General features: G+C 60.3%; 15 protein-coding genes. 7 read left to right on the top strand and 8 right to left on the bottom strand.

The annotated features are described in order from the left end of the window. The first annotated feature begins 141 nt into the window (after positions 1-141). The 5 genes from AC2CF9_RS04215 to AC2CF9_RS04195 all read left to right on the top strand — a co-directional run bounded on the left by AC2CF9_RS04215 (position 142) and on the right by AC2CF9_RS04195 (position 5,674). The gene (locus tag AC2CF9_RS04215; RefSeq protein ID WP_484556314.1) at positions 142-1,644 is read left to right on the top strand and encodes a sugar ABC transporter ATP-binding protein; all 1,503 of its coding nucleotides are present in this window, start codon (positions 142-144) and stop codon (positions 1,642-1,644) included. A gap of 10 nt (positions 1,645-1,654) precedes the next feature. Then, complete coding sequence (locus AC2CF9_RS04210; RefSeq protein ID WP_150016408.1) at positions 1,655-2,638, top strand: ABC transporter permease subunit; 984 nt, start codon at positions 1,655-1,657, stop codon at positions 2,636-2,638. A gap of 72 nt (positions 2,639-2,710) precedes the next feature. After that, positions 2,711-3,649 (top strand): ABC transporter substrate-binding protein, encoded by a 939-nt coding sequence (locus AC2CF9_RS04205; RefSeq protein ID WP_484556313.1) that lies wholly within the window; start codon positions 2,711-2,713, stop codon positions 3,647-3,649. 116 nt (positions 3,650-3,765) lie between these two features. Then, complete coding sequence (locus AC2CF9_RS04200; RefSeq protein WP_150016406.1) at positions 3,766-4,626, top strand: ketose 1,6-bisphosphate aldolase; 861 nt, start codon at positions 3,766-3,768, stop codon at positions 4,624-4,626. Between the two features lies 1 nt (position 4,627). Beyond that, positions 4,628-5,674 carry a carbohydrate kinase family protein gene (locus AC2CF9_RS04195; RefSeq protein WP_484556312.1) on the top strand — a complete coding sequence of 349 codons (1,047 nt, stop codon included), beginning with the start codon at positions 4,628-4,630 and terminating at the stop codon, positions 5,672-5,674. On the opposite strand, the gene AC2CF9_RS04190 is transcribed toward AC2CF9_RS04195, so the two are convergent. After that, on the bottom strand, positions 5,617-6,357 hold the full coding sequence (locus tag AC2CF9_RS04190) for a response regulator (RefSeq protein ID WP_484556311.1): 741 nt from the start codon (positions 6,355-6,357) through the stop codon (positions 5,617-5,619). The two genes, AC2CF9_RS04195 and AC2CF9_RS04190, sit on opposite strands and share 58 nt — an antisense overlap. Before the next feature lie 405 nt (positions 6,358-6,762). Here AC2CF9_RS04190 and AC2CF9_RS04185 point away from each other — a divergent pair, with 405 nt between their 5' ends. Next, the gene (locus tag AC2CF9_RS04185) at positions 6,763-8,061 is read left to right on the top strand and encodes an NCS2 family permease (RefSeq protein WP_217647492.1); all 1,299 of its coding nucleotides are present in this window, start codon (positions 6,763-6,765) and stop codon (positions 8,059-8,061) included. Positions 8,062-8,116: 55 nt separating this feature from the next. Here the strand turns inward: AC2CF9_RS04185 and AC2CF9_RS04180 are convergent, their stop codons facing one another. Next, complete coding sequence (locus tag AC2CF9_RS04180; RefSeq protein WP_150016403.1) at positions 8,117-9,571, bottom strand: AMP nucleosidase; 1,455 nt, start codon at positions 9,569-9,571, stop codon at positions 8,117-8,119. Positions 9,572-9,843: 272 nt separating this feature from the next. Here AC2CF9_RS04180 and AC2CF9_RS04175 point away from each other — a divergent pair, with 272 nt between their 5' ends. Then, positions 9,844-11,265, top strand: coding sequence for an EmmdR/YeeO family multidrug/toxin efflux MATE transporter (locus AC2CF9_RS04175; protein ID WP_484556310.1), 1,422 nt, complete (start codon positions 9,844-9,846; stop codon positions 11,263-11,265). Here AC2CF9_RS04175 and AC2CF9_RS04170 read toward each other — a convergent pair. The 6 genes from AC2CF9_RS04170 to AC2CF9_RS04145 all read right to left on the bottom strand — a co-directional run bounded on the left by AC2CF9_RS04170 (position 11,254) and on the right by AC2CF9_RS04145 (position 20,412). Then, a complete protein-coding gene (locus tag AC2CF9_RS04170; protein WP_150016401.1) occupies positions 11,254-12,012 on the bottom strand; it encodes a 3'-5' exonuclease in 759 nt (252 codons plus the stop codon). The two genes, AC2CF9_RS04175 and AC2CF9_RS04170, sit on opposite strands and share 12 nt — an antisense overlap. A 7-nt stretch (positions 12,013-12,019) precedes the next feature. Further along, positions 12,020-13,897 (bottom strand): DUF294 nucleotidyltransferase-like domain-containing protein, encoded by a 1,878-nt coding sequence (locus AC2CF9_RS04165; RefSeq protein ID WP_484556309.1) that lies wholly within the window; start codon positions 13,895-13,897, stop codon positions 12,020-12,022. A gap of 64 nt (positions 13,898-13,961) precedes the next feature. Further along, on the bottom strand, positions 13,962-15,620 hold the full coding sequence (locus tag AC2CF9_RS04160; RefSeq protein WP_150016399.1) for a BCCT family transporter: 1,659 nt from the start codon (positions 15,618-15,620) through the stop codon (positions 13,962-13,964). 181 nt (positions 15,621-15,801) lie between these two features. Further along, on the bottom strand, positions 15,802-16,662 hold the full coding sequence (gene purU, locus AC2CF9_RS04155) for a formyltetrahydrofolate deformylase (protein WP_150016398.1): 861 nt from the start codon (positions 16,660-16,662) through the stop codon (positions 15,802-15,804). A 65-nt stretch (positions 16,663-16,727) separates the two neighbouring features. After that, positions 16,728-17,399 carry a sarcosine oxidase subunit gamma gene (locus AC2CF9_RS04150; protein WP_484556308.1) on the bottom strand — a complete coding sequence of 224 codons (672 nt, stop codon included), beginning with the start codon at positions 17,397-17,399 and terminating at the stop codon, positions 16,728-16,730. Beyond that, positions 17,392-20,412 (bottom strand): sarcosine oxidase subunit alpha, encoded by a 3,021-nt coding sequence (locus tag AC2CF9_RS04145; RefSeq protein ID WP_484556307.1) that lies wholly within the window; start codon positions 20,410-20,412, stop codon positions 17,392-17,394. The genes AC2CF9_RS04150 and AC2CF9_RS04145 overlap by 8 nt, the downstream gene beginning before the upstream one ends. Positions 20,413-20,421: the final 9 nt, after the last annotated feature.

Below are 20,421 nucleotides of genomic sequence, written 5' to 3'. Positions count from 1 at the left end.
CACCCCTCGCAATGCGGAACGTCAGCCGAGTATAAAAGTGGCGCGCAGAGGCAATATGACAAATATGAACGGGCGCTGACATTTTCCATTTATGTTGCGCGGCGACACTGCTCAGCACTATCCGGCAGCAGGAGCGCGGCAATGACAGCACCGATACTGGAGATGCGCGGTATTACCCGGCGCTTCGGCAGCTTTTACGCCCTGAAGGGCGTGGATCTCACTATCTGGCCGGGTGAAGTACACGCGCTGATGGGCGAAAACGGGGCCGGCAAGAGCACCCTGATGAAAATTCTGGCCGGTGCCTACAGCGCCAGCAGCGGAGAGATCCTGATTGAGGGCAAGCCGTACGCCATCCGCGGCCCTAAAGAGGCGCTGGCGGCGGGCATTACGCTGATCTATCAGGAGATCAATCTGGCACCCAACCTCACGGTGGCAGAGAACATTTTTCTCGGCAGTGAGATTGCGCGCGGCGGGCTGGTGAGACGCCGGCAGATGGCGGAAGAGGCGCAGCAGGTGATTGCGCGGCTCGGCGCGCGCTTCAGCGCCACCGACCTGGTCGGCCGTCTGAGCATCGCCGAACAGCAGCAGGTGGAGATCGCCCGCGCGCTGCACCGCAACAGCCGCATTCTGGTGATGGATGAACCTACCGCCGCACTCTCCAGTCGGGAAACAGAGCAGCTGTTTGCGCTGATCAAGCGGCTGCGCAGCGAAGGCATGGCGATTATCTACATCAGTCACCGCATGGCTGAAGTGTATGAGCTGTCAGATCGCGTCAGCGTGCTGCGCGACGGCGAGTATGTCGGCAGCCTGACGCGTGAGCAGCTCAATGCCAGTGAACTGGTGCGCATGATGGTCGGGCGTCCGCTCAGCGATCTGTTTAACAAAGCGCGCGACATTCCGTTTGGCGCTATCCGTCTGGCGGTCAACCACCTGACTGACCGCAACAAGGTTCACCCCAGCAGCCTGGCGGTGCGGGCCGGTGAGATTGTCGGCCTCGCCGGCCTGGTGGGCGCCGGGCGCAGCGAGCTGGCGCAGCTGATATTTGGCGTGCAGCAGCCCGCCGGCGGCGAGATCTGGATTGACGGGGAAAAAGTGCACATCCGCTCCCCGCGCGAGGCGATTGCGCGCGGCATCGGCTTTCTCACTGAAAACCGCAAAGAGCAGGGGCTGTTTCTGGAACTGGCCGCCCGCGAAAACATTGTGATGGCGACGCTGGAGCGCGACGCCAGCTACGGCCTGCTGAACCGGCGTAAGGGGCAGAAGATCGCCACTGACGCTATCGCCTCACTCAATATTCGCGTGCCGCATGCGCAGGTTCGCGCGGGCGGGCTATCGGGCGGCAACCAGCAGAAGCTGCTGATCTCCCGCTGGGTATCTATTGCGCCGCGCATTCTGATTCTGGACGAGCCGACGCGCGGTGTGGATGTCGGGGCGAAGAGTGAAATTTACCGCATGATGAATCAGCTGGCGCAGCAGGGCGTGGCGATTCTGATGATCTCCAGCGAACTGCCGGAGGTGGTGGGCATGAGCGATCGCGTCTACGTCATGCGTGAAGGCACCATTGCCGGCGAGCTGAGCGGCGACGCCGTCAGCCAGGAAAATATCATGACACTGGCCACCGGCGCTCAGCCGGTTACAGCCTGAGGAGAAAGGAATGACCAGCGAAACCGCACGCGTAACCAGCCCGACGCTGAAACGGGCGTTAATGAGCGACCTGCTGCAGACGGTGGGGATCCTGCCGATTCTGATCCTGATTGTGGCGGTGTTTGGCTTTATCGCACCTAATTTCTTCACCGAGGCGAACCTGCTGAACATTACCCGGCAGGCCTCTATCAACATCGTGCTGGCGGCGGGGATGACGTTTGTCATTCTGACCGGCGGTATCGATCTGTCAGTGGGCTCCATGCTTGGCACCACGGCAGTGGTCGCGATGGTGGTGTCGCTCGATCCCGCCTTTGCCAACCTGACGATCCCTGCGGCGCTGGGCGCCGGACTGATCATGGGGCTGTTCAACGGCATTCTGGTCGCCTGGGCCGGGCTGCCGCCGTTTATCGTCACGCTAGGCACCTATACCGCTCTGCGCGGGGCCGCCTATCTGCTGGCTGACGGTACAACGGTCATTAACTCCAGCATCAATTTTGAATGGATAGGCAACGGCTATCTCGGGCCGGTGCCGTGGCTGATCATCATCGCCTTTGCGGTCATCGCGCTCTGCTGGTTCATTCTGCGCCGGACCACTTTAGGCATCCATATCTATGCGGTGGGCGGCAATATGCAGGCGGCCCGTCTGACCGGGATTAAAGTCGGCGCGGTACTGATTTTTGTCTACGCCATGAGCGGCCTGCTCTCCGGGCTGGGGGGGCTGATGAGCGCTTCACGACTCTACAGCGCCAATGGCAACCTTGGCGTGGGCTATGAGCTGGATGCGATTGCTGCGGTGATCCTCGGCGGCACCAGCTTTGTCGGCGGTATCGGCACCATCACCGGCACGCTGATTGGCGCACTGATTATTGCCACGCTCAACAACGGCATGACGCTGATGGGCGTCTCCTACTTCTGGCAGCTGGTGATCAAAGGCGGCGTGATCATCGTCGCCGTGTTAATCGATAAATACCGTACCCGTCATCACGTCAGCTGAAGACCGGCAGAACATTTCCAGGTGGCGATCCCGCGGACCGCTGACAATAAAAAAGGCAGGAGAACATCAACTATGCGTTTTAATCCGATTATAACCGGACTGCTGGCCGCCACGCTGCTGAGCGCGCCGCTGGTACAGGCAAAAGAGCTGAAATCGATAGGGGTAACCGTAGGCGATCTCGCCAACCCGTTCTTTGTGCAGATCACTAAAGGTGCCGAACTGAAAGCCCGCGAGCTGGCAGGTGACAAGGTTAACGTGACGCTGGTCTCCAGCGGCTACGATCTCGGTCAGCAGGTGGGGCAAATTGACAACTTTATCGCCGCCAAAGTCGATATGATCATCCTCAACGCCGCCGACTCCAAAGGCATTGCGCCAGCGGTGAAGCGGGCGCGCGACGCCGGCATTGTCGTGGTGGCGGTGGACGTGGCCGCAGATGGCGCTAACGCCACCATTACCTCAGATAACACCCAGGCCGGCGCGATGGCGTGTAAATATATCTCTGACCGGCTGAAGGCGAAGGGCAATGTGGTGATCATCAACGGACCGCCGGTTTCAGCGGTGCAGAACCGCGTTGAAGGCTGCATGAGCGAGCTGAAGACGCACCCCGATATTAAGCTGCTCTCTTACAACCAGAACGCCAAAGGCAGCCGTGAAGGCGGGCTGGAGGTGATGACCGGTCTGCTCTCCGCTAATCCGAAAATTGACGCCGTGTTCGCCATCAACGACCCGACCGCCATCGGCGCCGACCTGGCGGCAAAACAGGCGCAGCGCAGCGAATTCTTTATTGTCGGGGTCGATGGTTCGCCAGACGGGGAAGAGGCGCTGAAGCGTAAAGGCTCGCTGTTTGTGGCGACCCCGGCGCAGGACCCGCAGGTGATGGCGGAGAAAGCGGTGGAAATTGGTTACAACATACTACAAGGCAAAGCTGCACCCGACAAACCGGTGCTGATTCCGGTAACGATGATCGATCGCGACAACGTGAGCAGCTACAAAGGCTGGACAGTAAAATAACGCGGCAGATTTTCCGGCTGCAACCTCTCTCCTGCCTGCGGGAGAGGGCCGCGGCGGCAGGCAGGTTGCCTGACCGCCGCACCATCCATTTACTCCTCACGTGACGGGAGCACTTCATGGCACTGATATCTCTGGCGCAGGGGCTGGCCCATGCGCAGCAGCACGGCTACGCCCTGGGCGCATTTAATGTCCTCGATACTCACTTTCTGCGCGCGCTGTTTCAGGCAGCAGAGCAGCAGCGTTCACCCTTTATCATCAACCTCGCAGAGGTACATTTTAAGTATGTCAGCCTCGATCACCTGGTCGCGGCGATTCGCTGCGAGGCGGCGCGGCACGCGATTCCGGTGGTGCTCAATCTCGATCACGGTCTGCATTTTGAGGCGGTGGTGCAGGCGGTGCGCCTGGGCTTTACCTCGGTGATGTTTGACGGTTCCGGGCTGAGCTATGATGAGAATGTGCGTCAGACGCAGGAGGTCGTAAAACTCTGTCATGCGGTGGGCGTCTCGGTCGAAGCGGAGCTGGGCGCAGTGGGGGGCGACGAGGGCGGGGCGCTGACCGGTGAGGCGGACAGCGCAAAATTTACCGATCCGGCGCTGGCGGCTGATTTTGTGCAGAGCACCGGCATCGACTGCCTGGCGGTGGCGATCGGTAACGCGCACGGCAAATATAAAGGCGAACCGCGCCTCGACTTTGACCGGCTGGCAGCGATCCGCAGCGCGGCAGGTATTCCGCTGGTGCTGCACGGCGGCTCGGGGATTAGCGACGCCGATTTTCGCCGCGCCATTACGCTCGGCATTCATAAAATCAACTTCTACACCGGCATGTCCCAGGCGGCGCTGGACGCAATAGAAACGCAGATTGGCCAGCGCGACGCCCGCTATGACAGCTTTGCTGAGCTGCTTATGGCGGTGGAGCGCAGTATCAGCAGCGTGGTCGCGCAGCAGATGCAGATTTTCGGCAGCAGCGGACGCGCCTGAGATGACGGCGCGCAGCGGCATTCTGGCCGCCGGCACCCTGCTGGTCGATCATGTCCAGCGCATAACGCACTGGCCGGAGCAGGGCTGGCTGACCGAAATTGTGGCGCGTGAGCGCTGCAGCGGCGGCGCGGTGCCGAATGTGATCCTGACGCTGGCGCGCATGCAGTCAGGTTTACCGCTGGCGGCTGCGGGTATCACCGGCGAGGATGCGGACGGTGACTATCTGCTGCAGCGGCTGCGTGAGGAGGGCGTGGATTGCCGCGGCGTAACGCGCACCCGCGCGGCGGCTACCGCTATGACGCAGGTGATGACCGCGCCGGATGGTCAGCGCACCTTTTTTCACGCGCGCGGCGCCAGCGCGCTGCTTGATGTGGCGCATTTCCGCGACCTCACTACTCCGCACCGCATCTTTCACCTCGGCTATCTGCTGCTGCTCGACCAGCTTGACCGGCCCGACGCGCAGTTCGGCACGCGCAGCGCGCGGCTGCTGGCGCAGATGCAGCAGCGCGGCTATCTGACCTCGCTCGATCTGGTCTCCCGCGCCGGCGATCACCGCAGCCTGGTGCTGCCGGCGCTGCGCTGGCTCGACTATTTAATCATTAATGAGCTGGAGGCGGCGGCGCTGACCGGCATCCCGCTGCGGCACAGCGGCACTCTTGCTCCGCCCGAGACGTTTGCCGCCGCGGGTGCATGGCTGCTGCAGCAGGGGGTGCGTCAGCGCGTGGTGATCCACGCGCCGGAAGGGGCGTGGGGGGCAGAAAGGGGCGGAGAGGCGTGCTGGCAGCCGGCGTGGCAGCTGAAAGCCAGCGACATTGTCGGCAGCGTGGGAGCGGGTGACGCTTTCTGCGCCGGTGTGCTGTACGCCAGCCACGAAGGTTTTACGCTGTCAGCCACGCTGCAGCTGGCGCACACCTGCGCCTGCTTTAACCTGCGCGCGGCGAACGCGCTGGATGGCATCCGGCCGCTGCCGGAGATGCAGCGCTGGATGGATCAGGCGATCTGCGATACGCGCGCTGCCGGGCGCACCACGTCGGCTGAAAATACATAGCCGAGGCCGCGAATGGTGCGGATAAGGTTTGGCTGATGCGGGTTAGCTTCGATTTTGCGCCGCAGCCGCATGATCAGCACGTCGATAGTGCGGTCAAAGACATCCAGCGTTTCGCTGTGCGTCAGCTCCAGCAGCTGGTCGCGGGTCAGCACTTTGCGGGCGTGAGCGACCAGCGCGCGCAGCAGCGTATATTCCCCCTGCGTCAGCGGCACGCTTTCACGCTGCGGATTCAGCAGCTGGCAGCGCACCTCATCCAGCTGCCAGCCGTTAAACTGCCAGCCCGCAGGGATAACAGCACCTGGTTCATCCTGCCTGCCGCTGCGGCGCAGTGCGGCGCGCGCCCGCGCCACGACTACGCGCGGATTGAAAGGTTTGGCGATATAGTCATCGGCACCCATTTCCAGGCCCACCACCATCTCCGCTTCCGATCCCATTCCGGTCAGCATGATCACCAGCACATCCGGCCGCTCGCGCTGGATCTGCTGCAGAACCAGCAGCCCGTTTGTATCCGGCAGCATCATATCGAGCATCACCAGTGAAATATCCGCATGCTGCGTCAGCAGCGCCTGAACATCGCGCCCGAGGTGGCAGCGATACACGGCGGAAACGTGCTCACTCAAGACATCGTGCAGCAGTTCGCAGATGGCACGATCATCGTCAACGATCAGTATCGCGGGCTTCATGGTGCGGCCTCGTTATCATGCAGAGAGTAAAGGCACTATAACCTGCTGTTATTAGCCTGCTGAATCGTGCAGCAGAAACGTGAGCGATATCGCCAGGCAGAATGCGAAAGCGTGCGGCACCGCAAAATTATTGTGCTTTAGCGGATAGCGAGGAAAACGATTGCGCAGCAGCGGGGCAATGCACCATAATCGCGCCTCTTTCTGGTTCAGACTTTTCTTAACCGGATGCGCAACGGAAAACGTAAACGATTGCGCAGGAGATGGCACAGCAATTGCTATCAGGACAGGGGAAAGCGGAGGGGGCACCTCACGTCCGGCAGGCTCGCTTTCAGCAACAACCATCAGCTGTTAACCACTTTGGCCAGTGAGAACGCGCAGCCGCTGCGTCTCCGCTCATGAGAGAAAATGATGTTAGAGAAACTGTTTAAGCTTAAAGCGCATAACACCACCGTGCGCACGGAGATCGTGGCGGGGATCACCACTTTCCTCGCCATGGCCTATATCCTGTTTGTTAACCCCTCTATTCTGGGTGCGACCGGCATGGATAAAGGGGCGGTGTTTGTGGCGACCTGTCTGGCGGCGGCGATCGGCTCGATTCTGATGGGACTGATTGCTAACTATCCGATTGCGCTGGCGCCCGGCATGGGGCTGAACGCGTTCTTTACCTACACCGTGGTGCTGCATATGGGCTACACCTGGCAGATTGCGCTGGGCGCGGTGTTTTTGTCGGCGGTGATCTTCTTTGCGCTCTCGATTTTTAAAATCCGCGAGTGGATCATTGCCAGCATCCCGCTGCCGCTGCGCGCCGGCATCGCTGCCGGTATCGGCCTGTTCCTGGCGCTGATTGCGCTGGAAGGGGCCGGCATTGTGGTGGATAACCCGGCAACGCTGGTCGGGCTGGGCGATCTGACCAAACCAGGGCCGCTGCTGGCGCTGCTCGGCTTTTTTATCATCGTGGTACTGGAAGCGCGCCGCGTGACCGGCGCAGTGCTGATTGGCATTCTGGTGGTGACCTTTATCTCTATGGGTATCGGTCTGACGCCGTTTGGCGGCGTCTTCTCCGCGCCGCCTTCAATCGCACCGACCTTTATGCAGCTCGATATTGCCGGTGCCTTTAATGTGGGGCTGGTAAGCGTTATTTTTGCCTTTCTGTTTGTTGATGTGTTTGATAATACCGGCACCCTGCTGGGCGTAACCAAACGCGCAGGTCTGGCGGATGAGCAGGGCAACGTGCCAAAAATGGGGCGCGCACTGATTGCTGACAGCGCGGCGGCGCTGTTTGGCTCACTGCTCGGTACCTCAACCACCACCAGCTATGTGGAATCTGCGGCTGGCGTCAGCGCTGGCGGACGCACCGGCCTGACGGCCATTGTGGTGGCCGCGCTGTTTCTGCTGAGCCTGTTCTTCTCGCCGCTGGCGGGTAGCGTACCGGTCTGGGCTACCGCCCCGGCGCTGCTGTTCGTCGCCGTGCTGATGGCATCGGGCCTGGCGGAAATTGACTGGAAAGATGTGACGACGGCGGCACCGGTAACGGTAACGGCGCTGACCATGCCGCTGACTTACTCAATTGCGAACGGCATCGCCTTCGGTTTCATTACCTGGACCGTTGTTAAGCTGCTGAGCGGCCGCGCCCGGGAAGTGAATAGCGCACTGGTGATCCTCTCGCTGCTGTTTGTCATCAAGCTGGGCTGGCTCAGCGCCTGATGAAAAAAAGGGAAGCCCGTCCGGGCTTCCCTGCTGATAATGGCTGGCCGGCGCGTTAGCGGAACGGCGGCTCATTAAAGGTGCGCAGCTTGCGGGAGTGCAGCTTATCGCCCTCGGCGCGCAGCAGCTCTACCGCACAGATGCCAATCTGCAGATGCTCAGAGATGGCCCCTTCATAAAAGCGATTCGCCTGACCCGGCAGCTTGATCTCACCGTGCAGCGGTTTGTCTGATACGCACAGCAGCGTCCCGTAAGGCACGCGGAAGCGGTAGCCCTGCGCCGCGATGGTCGCGCTCTCCATATCCACCGCCACGGCGCGGCTCAGGTTGAAACGCAGCGCGGAAGCGGCGTAGCGCAGCTCCCAGTTGCGATCGTCCGTGGTCACCACCGTACCGGTGCGCAGCCGCTGTTTAACCTCTTCACCCGGCATGCCGCTCACTGACTTGGTTGCGTCATAGAGCGCACGCTGCACTTCGGCGATGCTGGGCACCGGAATATCCGGCGGCAGCACGCTGTCGAGCACATGGTCATCACGCAGGTAGGCGTGCGCCAGCACATAGTCGCCGATGTTCTGACTTTCGCGCAGGCCGCCGCAGTGGCCAATCATCAGCCAGGCGTGCGGACGCGTCACCGCCAGGTGGTCGCAGATCGTTTTGGCATTGGAAGGGCCTACACCAATATTGACCAGCGTAATCCCGCGCCGGTTAGGCGAGGTAAGATGCCAGGCGGGCATCTGATGCTTTTTCCACGCCAGATCGGACATCATCGCCGCCGGATCGGCCGTTTCCGCCGTGATCACGACATCGCCGGCGCAGGCGAGGCTGTCATACGGCGTGGCGGGATCCTGCACCTGTTCTATCGCCCAGCGCACAAACTCATCGACGTACCGGGTGTAGTTGGTAAACAGCACGAAAGGCTGGAAATGCTCTACTGCCGTGCCGGTGTAGTGGCGCAGACGCGCCAGCGAGAAGTCGGTGCGCAGCGCGTCAAAGTGGGAGAGCGGGAAGCGGGCATCGGCGTTGAACAGGCCATCGGCGGTTTCATCGCCAATCTGCGACAGCTCGGTGGTCGGAAAGTGGCGGGCAATACTGGCGCTCATTGAGCGGTCCAGCGACAGATCCGAACCGTCAATCACGTAAGGGTAGGGGATCTCCTGCTGCGACGGCCCCACTTCAATCAGCACCTCATACTCTTTCTCAATCATCTGCAGCTGCTCGCTGAGATAGTGGCGCAGCAGCGCAGGACGGGTGATGGTGGTGCTGTAGCGGCCGGTATGGGTAAAGCGGCCCCAGGCGCGGGTGCGGTTCTGCTGCGGACCCTCTCCCTGCCAGGTCAGACGCAGCTCCGGGTAGACAAAAAGCCCCTGCTGCCGCTGCTCTGCGTCAGGCAGCGTGCCCCGTTCAGTGAAGTCGCGAATGGCGTTGCGCAGTGCGTCCACTGCTGCGTCATAGCTGCGCTCCAGCTCATCCAGTGCCTGATGGGCAGTCAATCCGTTCCGTTGTGTTTGCATAGATTCTCCTTCAGGAAAATGGATCAGGTTGAGCAGAGCATAGCGGATAAAGCGGCTGACATAATTAAGAATCTGTGACGCTCTGCCAGCGGAATGATTGCAGGCAGAAATTAACGCGGCTGCGCAAAGCGGGCAGAAATAAAAAGTTTGTAATAATGATTAAATGGCCGCTGCAAAGACTTTGCATAATCGCCGGACGCCTATCATCATTACCTCTCCTCTCTTATCCAAAGTGATTTGGTACTCTCTTGCAAAATCCCGGTGTGGCAGTAATGCGGGCGGTGCGTAATACGGCGTGGTATCCGCGGCGCCGGATGTACCGCACGCTGTTGTGGCGTGAGATCGCGCCGCTGGCGATCCCTATCTTTATTGAAAACCTCTGCGTGATGCTGATGGGCGTGCTGAGCACGTTTCTGGTCAGCTGGCTGGGCAAAGAGGCGATGGCGGGTGTCGGGCTGGCAGACAGCTTCAACATGGTGATCATCTCCTTTTTTGCCGCTATCGATCTCGGCACCACGGTGGTGGTGGCGTTTAGCCTGGCGCGCCGTAACGGTAAACGCGCCCGCGCCGCCACCCGGCAGTCGCTGGGGCTGATGACCGTGCTGGCGCTGGTGCTGGCGCTGGCGATTGAGTTCTGGGGACACCTGATTATCGACGTCATCGCCGGCAGCGCCGATCCGCAGGTTAAACAGCTGGCGCTGAGCTATCTGCAGACCTCCGCCTGGAGCTACCCGGCGGCGGCGATTGCGCTGATCGGCAGCGGCGCCCTGCGCGGAGCGGGCAACACCAAAATCCCGATGCTGATCAACGGTGGCATGAATATCCTGAACATCATTATCAGCAGCGTGCTGATTTATGGCGCGCTGGGCTGGGAAGGGATGGGCTTCGTCGGGGCAGGCCTCGGGCTGACGATTTCGCGCTATATCGGGGCGCTGGCGGTGCTCTATGCGCTCTGGCGCGGTATCAGCCCGGCGCTGAAGCTTACGCTCAGCAGCTACTTTCGCCGCTGGGATCGCGCCATTCTGATGGAGGTGCTGGGCATCGGGGTGCCGGCGAGTATTGAGTCCGTGCTGTTTAACGGCGGTAAGCTGCTGACGCAGATCTTTGTCGCCGGTATGGGCACCAATGAAATCGCCGGCAACTTTATCGCCTTTTCTATCGCCACGCTGATTAACCTGCCAGGCAACGCGCTGGGTTCGGCCTCTACCATTATTACCGGCAAGCGTCTGGGCCGGAATCAGGTGTTTCAGGCGGAGCGGCAGATCAGGCATGTATTCTGGCTGGCGATGGTCGGGCTCTGTACGCTGGCGCTGATCACCGTGCCGCTGGCGGGTACGCTGGCGCGCTTCTATACCCGCGATCCGGAAGTGATTGAAGTCACAAAACATCTGATCTGGCTCAACGCCGCGTTTATGCCGATCTGGACCGCCTCCTGGGTGCTGCCTGCCGGACTGAAAGGCGCCCGCGATGCACGCTATACTATGTTTGTATCGATGTTCAGCATGTGGGGCGCCCGCGTGGTGGCAGGCTACCTGCTGGGTATCGAACTGGGCATGGGGGTGATCGGCGTGTGGCTTGGCATGTTCCTGGACTGGACGGTGCGCGGTCTCTGCTTCTGGTGGCGGCTCAATAGCGGCAAGTGGCTGCATAACTACCGGCGTATGGTAGCAAAAGCGGCTGGCTCAGCACCATAACTCACGCAAAGGCGTCTGCGGCGGGAAATGGTGGGCACACTGCGCCTGCAGCAGCTCGGCACAGCCCAGCGCGTCCGTCAGCGCGTTATGGGCCGGATAGTGCGGCAGATGATAGCGCGCCCGGCTCTCCGGCAGGCAGAGCGAGGGACGTGATCTGCCGCGCCAGAGTCTCTTCAGACGGCTGACCGGGGCGTGCTGACAGAGTAGCCCCTCCAGCGCCAGCGTGTCGATACAGGGAAAAATAATGCCCTCTCCGATGCGCCGCTGCAGCGCCGCGTTCAGGAAATGCTGCTCAATGCCGCGATGGTGCACCACCATGACGCGGCCCGCCATCATCGTCAGCAGCTTCAGCAGCCGCTCGCTCAGATCGGGCGCCTGCGCGACCGTCGCGTGGGTGATGCCGTGGATCACCACCGATTCATGGCGTAAATCGGCCCGCGGGTTGAGGATCCAGTGTGCGCTTTCACTCAGCCGGATACGCGTCAGGCTGAAAGGGATAAGGCCGATACTGACAATATCGTCACGCCGGGTATTCAGACCGGTGGTTTCAAAATCCATTGCCAGCAGCGGCACCTCGCCGATCGGCGTCGCGGCGTCCGGTACGCCAGTCCGATAGTAGTGCTGCAGCGCCGGGTGGCGTGCCGTTGCGGCCTGCTGCGCCAGCAGTGCAGGCCACGCGGGCGCGACTCCCGTGCGCGGCGCTGGCGCAGGGGCGGAACGCAGCAGCTCTTTACTGATATGCAGCATGTTTACCTCACACTTTCCGGCCTGGCTGGTAACGGTATTTGAGAAATTTTTGTGCGTTGCTCAGGATCTGAAACGCATCTTTAAGATTTTTGCGTTCGAACTCAGAGAGATTAAGCGGTTCAATGCGGTTATCCGGCTCCTGACCGCTCTCCACATCCTGCGCCTGATGGCGGATACGCACCATCGAGATAAATTCCAGCGCGTCGCGCAGATCCTGACCGCGCCCGTGCGGCAGCAGGTCGGTTTGCATAATATCCTGCAGCCGATCAAACGAGTTGCGAGCCGCTGAACCGGCCGCCAGCGCATGCACGCGGATCAGATCCGCCAGCGGCGCGGTGCCGCGCCGTTTCATATCGATAGACTGCGTATGCTGACCGGAAGGCTCCATCACAAAATTTTTAAAGAACCCCAGCGGCGGTTTACGCAGCAGCGCGTTGCGCGCCATGCAGGCGAGAAAGCGCGAGTTGTGCCGGACTTTATGCATAATACGCTTATTCAGCTGCTCGCCCCACGCCAGCTGACCCCATACGGCATCAAGGTCAAAAAAGATCGCGCTGTCGAGCAATGTCTGCGGGGAAGGGGTGTCGATCCACTCATCAAAGTATCCCTCCCAGACGGCCAGCGGCTGCCGCCAGCGCCCGTTGGTGGCCATAATATTACCGCTGCAGTAGTGATAGCCGCACGCCGCCAGGCCGTCACAGACGCGGCGCGCCAGCGCCATAAAATAGGCTTCATGGCGGGATGCATCATACCGGTTGTCGAGGATCAGCGCGTTATCCTGGTCGGTGACCAGCAGCTGCTCCTGGCGCGCCATCGACCCCAGCGTGATAAAGCAGTAGGGCACCGGTGGCGGCCCCAGCTCCGCTTCAGCCAGCGCCAGCAGCCGCTGCGTAAAACTGCGTCCAATCACCGCCATGGCGCGGCCCGTCATCTGCGAATTGGCGTCTTCACGCACGATGCGGCTAAAGCAGGCGCGGACCTCATTTTTCAGCGCGCTCAGCTCACTGATGCTGTTGCAGTGAAAAATACGGCTGACGAGAAACAGGCTGTTTTGCGACTCATAGCGGATAATATCTGACTGGGAAATCACCCCTACCGGCAGGTCCTGCTTCAGCACCGGCAGATGATGTATGTTGTGCTGCATCATAATGAGCATCGCTTCAAACACCAGCTGGTGGTGACTGACGTGTGTCAGCTGCCCGGTCATAATGGTCGCGACTGGCGTATCGAAGCTCAGGCCGCGGGCAATTACCCGGTCGCGCAGATCTTTATCCGTGACGATGCCCGTCAGTTTCCGGGAGCGCTCTCCATCCGCCTCCGGGGTGACAATCAGCAGGGATGAGACGCCCTCTTTACTCATTTTCTGTGCGGCTTCACACACCGTAGCGCGGCTGTCGATGGTCACCGGCGGCCGGCTGATCAGCGCCTCGATGCGCGACGTCATCAGGCCGCTCGCCTCTTCGCTACGCGCGACGGTCTGCCGCAGCCGGGTGCGATCTTCCACCTCTACCAGGTCGGCAAACTCTTCATATTTGCTGAACAGCTCATTAAAAACCGGGGCGGGAATCAGATAGGTCAGCGTATCTTCCAGAGCGGTAACCGGAAAGCGCACGCTGTTCTCACGCAATAAGCCGAACTCACCAAAATAGCCGCCAGCGCTGAGGCGATTATAGAGGTCGCCGTTGCGGCGATAAATCTCCACTGCGCCGCTGCGGATGAGATACCAGGCGTCAACCTGCTGACCAAAGGTGAGGATCGGCGTGCCGGCTTTGAAATAGCTCACCTCAAGAGTGGCTGCGATCCGTGCCAGCGCCGTCAGCGGCAGGGTGTTAAACGGCGGATAGCGCTGAATAAAATCGATGATTTCCTGATGTCCGGCCTGCATGACGATCTCCCTTTATGCAGCGGTAGCGGCGGATAGCCCGGTCGGCTATCCGCCTGCTTACGTGCTATTGATTGCGCACGGCGGGAGCCGGGCGCGTCGGGCGTGGCTCAGAGAGCAATCCCTTTACAACCGCGACCGACGCGACCAGCAGCACCAGCGCAAAGGGCAATCCGGTCGAGACCACCATCGCCTGCAGGGCATCCAGCCCGCCGCCGAGGATCAGCGCAATCGCCACCAGCGCTTCAAACACGCACCAGAAGACGCGCTGCGCGGTAGGGGACTCGATTTTACCGCCGGAGGCGATGATATCGATCACCAGCGTGCCGGAGTCAGCCGAGGTGACAAAGAACACCACCACCAGAATGATAGCAACCACGCAGGTAATTTTTGCCAGCGGCAGCGTGTCGAGCATGGTAAAGAGCTGCAGCGGCAGAATCGCATCGGCAATGCTCTGATACCCTTCGGTAAAATATTGATGGATAGTCGTGCCGCCCAGCACCGTCATCCACAGCACACACGCCAGCGACGGCACCAGCAGCACTGAGACAATGAACTCCCGTACGGTGCGGCCGCGTGAGATACGCGCGATAAACATGCCGACAAACGGCGACCAGGAGATCCACCACGCCCAGTAGAAGGAGGTCCAGCCGGCGGCGAAGTTGCTGTCGGGGCGGGAGACCGGATTAGAGAGCGCGGGCAGGAACTCAATGTAGGAGACGAGATTGGAGAAAAAGCCGCTGAACAGCAGCATGGTCGGGCCGACCACGATAATAAACAGCAGCAGCAGACCGGCGAGGATCATGTTCGCTTCTGATAAGCGCCGTACTCCGGCATCCAGTCCGGCAACCACGGAAAAGGTGGCGATAGCGGTAATCGCGATCACCAGTACAATCTGCGTGGTTTGCCCCAGCGGTACATCAAACAGGAAATTGAGTCCGGATGCGGCCTGCGAGGCACCCAGCCCGAGCGAGGTGGCGAGGCCAAACAGCGTGGCCAGCACGGCAAGAATATCGATCAGATGACCGGGCCAGCCCCATACGGCGTCCCCCAGCAGCGGATAAAAGAGCGAGCGGATGGTTAGCGGCAGGCCTTTGTTAAAGGTGAAGAGCGCCAGCCCCAAAGCGAGAACGGCGTAGATTGCCCACGGATGGAGCGCCCAGTGGAATATGGTCGCTGCCATAGCCAGTCGCGTCGCATCCTCTGCCGAACCACCGGCCCCGCCCAGCGGCGCCCAGTCGGTACGTGCGCCATTTTCAGCCACCGTGCCGCCCATCGCGCTGGAGAAGTGTGACAGCGGCTCCGAGACGCCGTAAAACATCAGGCCGATGCCCATACCGGCGGCAAACAGCATCGAAAACCAGGTGACATAGTTGTAATCGGGTCGGGCGAGGGTGCCGCCGAGACGCACCTTGCCCAGCGGGGAGAAAACCAGACCCAGGCAGATGATCACGAAGATATTACCGGCAGAAAGAAAGAACCAGTCGAGTCGGGTGGTAAGCCAACTCAACATGCCTTTAAACAGCGGGGCAACATCACTCTGAAACACCAGCGTTAATATAACGAATACGATTACGGCGATGCCGGATATAGCGAATACCCGGTTGTGAATATCGAGGCCAAATGGCCCGACGTTCACGATAATATTATCCTGCCCTACCTGATAGTCAGTATCATAGGGCGATACTTCGCCATCAGGCGTCATCGGATCTCTGGAATCCGCCATAGTGATTTCCTCGCGACTTACGTGTTGTTGTTAAAAACCGGCGCTGCTGTCAGGCCAGGTTCTGTTTTATTTAACGCTTAATGTCGTGATCAATCCCTGATTACCCTGTTTTCCGCAAAAAGATAAAAGCGTGCAGCCTGCTGGTGCATTCGCTGCACAGTTATATTCAACACTGCACCGGCTAACTAAATACCACCGTGCGCTTGCCGCTTAAAAATACGCGTTTCTCGACGTGATAACGTACCGCATTAAATAGCGTGACGCGTTCAATATCCTGTCCGCGGCTGATAAGATCGTCGGGATAGAGCGCGTGATCCACACTCTGAATACCCTGCGTAATAATCGGTCCCTCATCCAGATCATTATTAACGTAGTGCGCCGTGGCACCGACCATTTTGACTCCTTTCTCCCACGCCTGATGATAAGGACGTGCGCCTTTAAATCCCGGCAGCAAAGAGTGATGAATATTAATGGCTTTACCGTCGAGCTTTTCACACATCCGCGGTGAAAGAACTTGCATGTAACGTGCCAGAACCACCAGGTCGATATTATATTGTTCCAGCAGAGCCAGAATCTGCGTTTCCTGTTCTGCGCGATTCGCATTATTTACCGGCAGGTGGTACCAGGGGATGCCGTGCCATTCCGCGAGTGAGCAGAGATCGGGGTGGTTTGAAATAATCAGCGGCACATCGATAGTTAATTGCCCGGTGCGATGCCGGAATAACAGATCGTTCAGGCAGTGATCAAATTTAGAGACCAGAATAGCTACGCGTTCGCGATGCTGCGGCGGGGTAAGCTGCCACTGCATCTCAAATGGGGTGACGCGCGGCGTAAAATTATCGCGAAATATATCGGTACTGAAGTGCGCGGCTGGCGAGAAAGCGACGCGAATAAAAAAGTGGTGGCTGACGCGGTCGTCGAACGAATGAATCTCATTAATATAGTGACCCGATTCCGCCATAAACCGGGTCACGACATCCACCGTGCCTAATTTACTCGGGCAGCTGGCGGTAAAAATCCATGAATCGGGCAGCACGCTCATGGGCGACTCCTGATAATAAGGGAAAGGCGTGCCGGCGGAGAGAGCCGCGCCGGCACGGCCGGATATTACGCGCTGATCTTCAGCCCATATTCGCGGCTGGCATCCCGCAGCCAGAGCCAGATGTACTCAGCAAAGCTGCGGCGGATCACCAGCTCCCAGCTCTCCGGACCGGTGCGGCGGATCAACGCGCTGCTCTTCGCAAACACCGATCCGGCAACTTTGCCGACGGGAAACTGTGACGGATGCAGGTCAAGCACCGTACTCTTTTTCAGCACATCGACCGCGTGTTTACCGGAGAGCGCCAGAATAGTCTGCCCGCCGCTGACGTTCACCACCGAAAAGTGGCCGGTGATTTCAGCGCGCAGCGCTTTCTCCACCGGGAACAGCTGATCCATCGGCAGTACGACCAGCCACTCATCGGGGCTCAGCCAGCGCACGGAGATATCGCCATCTTCGGCAGAGGTCAGCGGCGCGGTGGGCAGCGGCACGCCTAATACCGTCAGGCAGCCCTGCATAAAGCTCGCGCTGTTTTGCGAACCGCGCAGCACCAGATGCCCGCGCAGCGCCAGCTCGCGCAGTTCAACGCCCGCCTGCTGCGACTGGCTGACAGTGACGTTACCGCGATCGGCATGATGCAGCGGCGATTCAGCACGTACCTGCGGCGCACTCTGGTTCATTACCGCGACCTGTCTGACGGCCTCTGCGGGTTTGGTTTCAGGTAAGAGGGTTTCAGACATGTTGACGTTCTCCTTTCGGATCGATAAAGACCGGGCTGCAGATTTCCGCTTCCACCACGCGGCCATCTGCCAGCGGATAAAACACGGTTTCGCCCATACGCTGCAGACCGCCTTTGATGAAGCCCATCGCGATACTGCGGTTCAGGTTGGCGCTCCAGTAGCTGGAGCTGACGTGGCCCAGCAGATCCATCGGCACCGGCTGCTGCGGATTGGCGACCGCCTGCGCGCCTTCCGGCAGAACCACCAGCGGATCGCGCGTTTTCAGGCCGACCAGCTGTTTACGCTGCTCGCGCACGCAGTCTGCCCGCGCCATACCGCGCTTGCCGATATAGCTGAATGGCTTTGAATCGGCGACGCACCAGCCCATATTGAGATCGTGTGGCGTCACCGAGCCATCCGTATCCTGACCGGCAATAATAAAACCTTTCTCCGCCCGCAGAATGTGCATGGTCTCCGTGCCGTACGGCGTCAGGTCGTATTTCGCGCCGTGCTCAAACAGCTTCTCCCAGACCGCAAGGCCGTAGTTTGCCTGCACGTTGATCTCAAACGAGAGCTCACCGGTAAACGAGATGCGGAAAATACGCGCCGGTACGCCAGCGACCGTGCCTTCCTGCCAGTCCATGAACTTAAAGGTCTCTTTATCCAGCGACACATCGCTGCAGAGTTCCGCCAGCAGGTTGCGGCTCCCCGGACCGGAAATGGTCATGGTCGCCCAGTGATCGGTTACGCTGGTAAAGAACACCTCCAGCTCCGGCCACTCAGTCTGATGATAAAGTTCCAGCCACTCCATAACGTGCGCCGCACCGCCGGTGGTGGTGGTCATCAGAAAGTGGTTCTCCGCGAGACAGGAGGTTACGCCGTCATCAAACACCATGCCGCTTTCACCGCACATCAGGCCGTAGCGGCACTTGCCGACGCCGAGTTTAGCCCAGGCGTTGGTGTAGACGCGGCTGATGAATTCACGCGCATCTTTACCCTGAATATCAATTTTGCCGAGAGTAGAGGCATCGAGGATGCCGACGCCGCTGCGCACCGCACGGCATTCGCGATCCAGCGACTGCTGCATGGTTTCACCCGGACGCGGGTAGTACCACGGGCGCTTCCACTGTCCGACATCCTCGAATTTCGCCCCCTGCTGCACGTGCCACTTATGCATCGCGGTAAAGCGTTTGGGATCGAACAGCTCGCCGCAGTTACGCCCCGCGATAGCGCCAAAAGCGATCGGAGTATAGTTCGGACGGAACACCGTGGTCCCGGTCTCGGGAATGGTTTTGCCCGTCACTTTGGCGGCAATCGCCATGCCGTTGATGTTGCCGAGCTTTCCCTGATCGGTACCAAACCCCATCGCCGTATAGCGTTTGATATGCTCAATCGCCTCAAATCCTTCGCGCGTTGCCAGCGCAATGCCGGCCGCCGTGACATCGTTCTGAAAATCAACAAACTGCTTTGGCGCGCGGCTGATCGGTTTAGTGTGCGGAATATGAAACAGCGCGGCGGGCGGATGCTCAATCCACTTTTTCACCTCGGGCAGGGCGACCTCAACCGGCGTCAGGCCGAGTTTCAGCACGGCATCCTGACCCGCTTTGATCCCTTCCTGCAGCACATTGTCGAGCGCGTAGCGGCCGTTGATGCCGCCTGCCGTCAGCTGCTGCTGCGCGGTCGGGCCGGGCAGAAAGCCAATCACTTCACTGTTCCAGACCGGACGGCTGCCGGTATGTCCGGCGAGGTGGATCACCGGGCTCCAGCCACCGGAGCTGGCGACGGTATCGCAGGAGAGGGTAAAGGGCTTACCGGTAAGGGCGTCGCCTTTTTTATCGATGGCGGCAATGGTAACGCCGCTGACGCGCTTTTTGCCCTGCACGTCGATCACCGCGCTGCCGCTGATCACCCGAATGCCGCGGCGGCGCACGGCGGCGGCCAGCTCGCCTTTGGTGGCGGCGCGGGTATCCACTACGGCCACCACTTCACGTCCGGCATCGGCCCAGTCCAGCGCGGTCTGATAGGCGCTGTCGTTCGTGGTCATCAGCACCAGCTGATTGCCGGGCACCACGCCGTAGCGGTTGATATAGACGGAGATGGCGGAGGCGATCATGCAGCCGGGCACATCGTTATGGCTGAAGACCAGCGGGCGCTCCTGCGCGCCGGTGGCAAGCACCACCCAGTGCGCCCGCACGCGGTGCATGCGCTGGCGTACCTGTCCGGCTGCCGCGCGGTCGCCGTGGTAATCCGTGCGGTTCTCATTAATGGTGAGGAAATTGTGGTCGTGATAGCCGTTTACCGTCGCGCGCATCAGCAGCGTCACTTCCGGCATGGTGGCCAGCTCGGCCACCACCTCAGCCACCCAGTCAGCGGCAGGCTTGCCCTCAATCAGTTCGCGGCTGGCGAGCAGATGTCCGCCCGGTTCGCTCTGCTCATCTGCGAGGATCACACGTGCGCCGCTGCGGCCGGCGGTCAGCGCCGCCATCAGGCCCGCCGGACCGGCGCCGACGATCATCACATCGCAGTGCTGATTCATGGCGTCGTAGATATCAGGATCTTTCTCGCGCGGCGCGCGGCCCAGACCGGCGGCCTTGCGGATAAATTTCTCGTAGGTCGGCCACATTGACTGCGGATACATAAAGGTTTTGTAGTAAAAGCCGGGCGGCATCACTTTACCGCCGAGATTTCCCACCAGCCCCATCAGGTCGGATTCCACGCTGGGCCAGCCGTTGGTGGCGGAGCAGACCAGGCCCTCATAGAGCGTCTGCTGCGTGGCGCGCACGTTGGGCACCTGCGTCGCCTCTGAGGCCCCAAGCTGCAGCACCGCATTAGGCTCTTCCGCGCCTGCGGCAACGATGCCGCGCGGGCGGCTGTATTTAAAACTGCGTCCGACGATATCGATACCGTTGGCGAGCAGGGCAGAGGCGACGGTATCGCCTTCGTAGCCCTGATACTGACGGCCGTTCCAGGTAAAGTTCAGCGTGGTGGAACGGTTGATTCTGCCGCCGGACGGCAGGCGATTTTTCTGGCTCATGCTCTGCGC

It is taken from the genome of Pantoea sp. SYBGC1 (genome assembly GCF_057197005.1).
This window is presented reverse-complemented; position numbering and strand designations above follow the sequence as displayed.

Coding starts and splice junctions, on each gene's coding strand:
- AC2CF9_RS04215 (WP_484556314.1), top strand. CDS start 142: ATGACAGCACCGATACTGGAGATGCGCGGTATTACCCGGCGCTTCGGC.
- AC2CF9_RS04210 (WP_150016408.1), top strand. CDS start 1,655: ATGACCAGCGAAACCGCACGCGTAACCAGCCCGACGCTGAAACGGGCG.
- AC2CF9_RS04205 (WP_484556313.1), top strand. CDS start 2,711: ATGCGTTTTAATCCGATTATAACCGGACTGCTGGCCGCCACGCTGCTG.
- AC2CF9_RS04200 (WP_150016406.1), top strand. CDS start 3,766: ATGGCACTGATATCTCTGGCGCAGGGGCTGGCCCATGCGCAGCAGCAC.
- AC2CF9_RS04195 (WP_484556312.1), top strand. CDS start 4,628: ATGACGGCGCGCAGCGGCATTCTGGCCGCCGGCACCCTGCTGGTCGAT.
- AC2CF9_RS04190 (WP_484556311.1), bottom strand. CDS start 6,357: ATGAAGCCCGCGATACTGATCGTTGACGATGATCGTGCCATCTGCGAA.
- AC2CF9_RS04185 (WP_217647492.1), top strand. CDS start 6,763: ATGATGTTAGAGAAACTGTTTAAGCTTAAAGCGCATAACACCACCGTG.
- AC2CF9_RS04180 (WP_150016403.1), bottom strand. CDS start 9,571: ATGCAAACACAACGGAACGGATTGACTGCCCATCAGGCACTGGATGAG.
- AC2CF9_RS04175 (WP_484556310.1), top strand. CDS start 9,844: ATGCGGGCGGTGCGTAATACGGCGTGGTATCCGCGGCGCCGGATGTAC.
- AC2CF9_RS04170 (WP_150016401.1), bottom strand. CDS start 12,012: ATGCTGCATATCAGTAAAGAGCTGCTGCGTTCCGCCCCTGCGCCAGCG.
- AC2CF9_RS04165 (WP_484556309.1), bottom strand. CDS start 13,897: ATGCAGGCCGGACATCAGGAAATCATCGATTTTATTCAGCGCTATCCG.
- AC2CF9_RS04160 (WP_150016399.1), bottom strand. CDS start 15,620: ATGGCGGATTCCAGAGATCCGATGACGCCTGATGGCGAAGTATCGCCC.
- purU (WP_150016398.1), bottom strand. CDS start 16,662: ATGAGCGTGCTGCCCGATTCATGGATTTTTACCGCCAGCTGCCCGAGT.
- AC2CF9_RS04150 (WP_484556308.1), bottom strand. CDS start 17,399: ATGTCTGAAACCCTCTTACCTGAAACCAAACCCGCAGAGGCCGTCAGA.
- AC2CF9_RS04145 (WP_484556307.1), bottom strand. CDS start 20,412: ATGAGCCAGAAAAATCGCCTGCCGTCCGGCGGCAGAATCAACCGTTCC.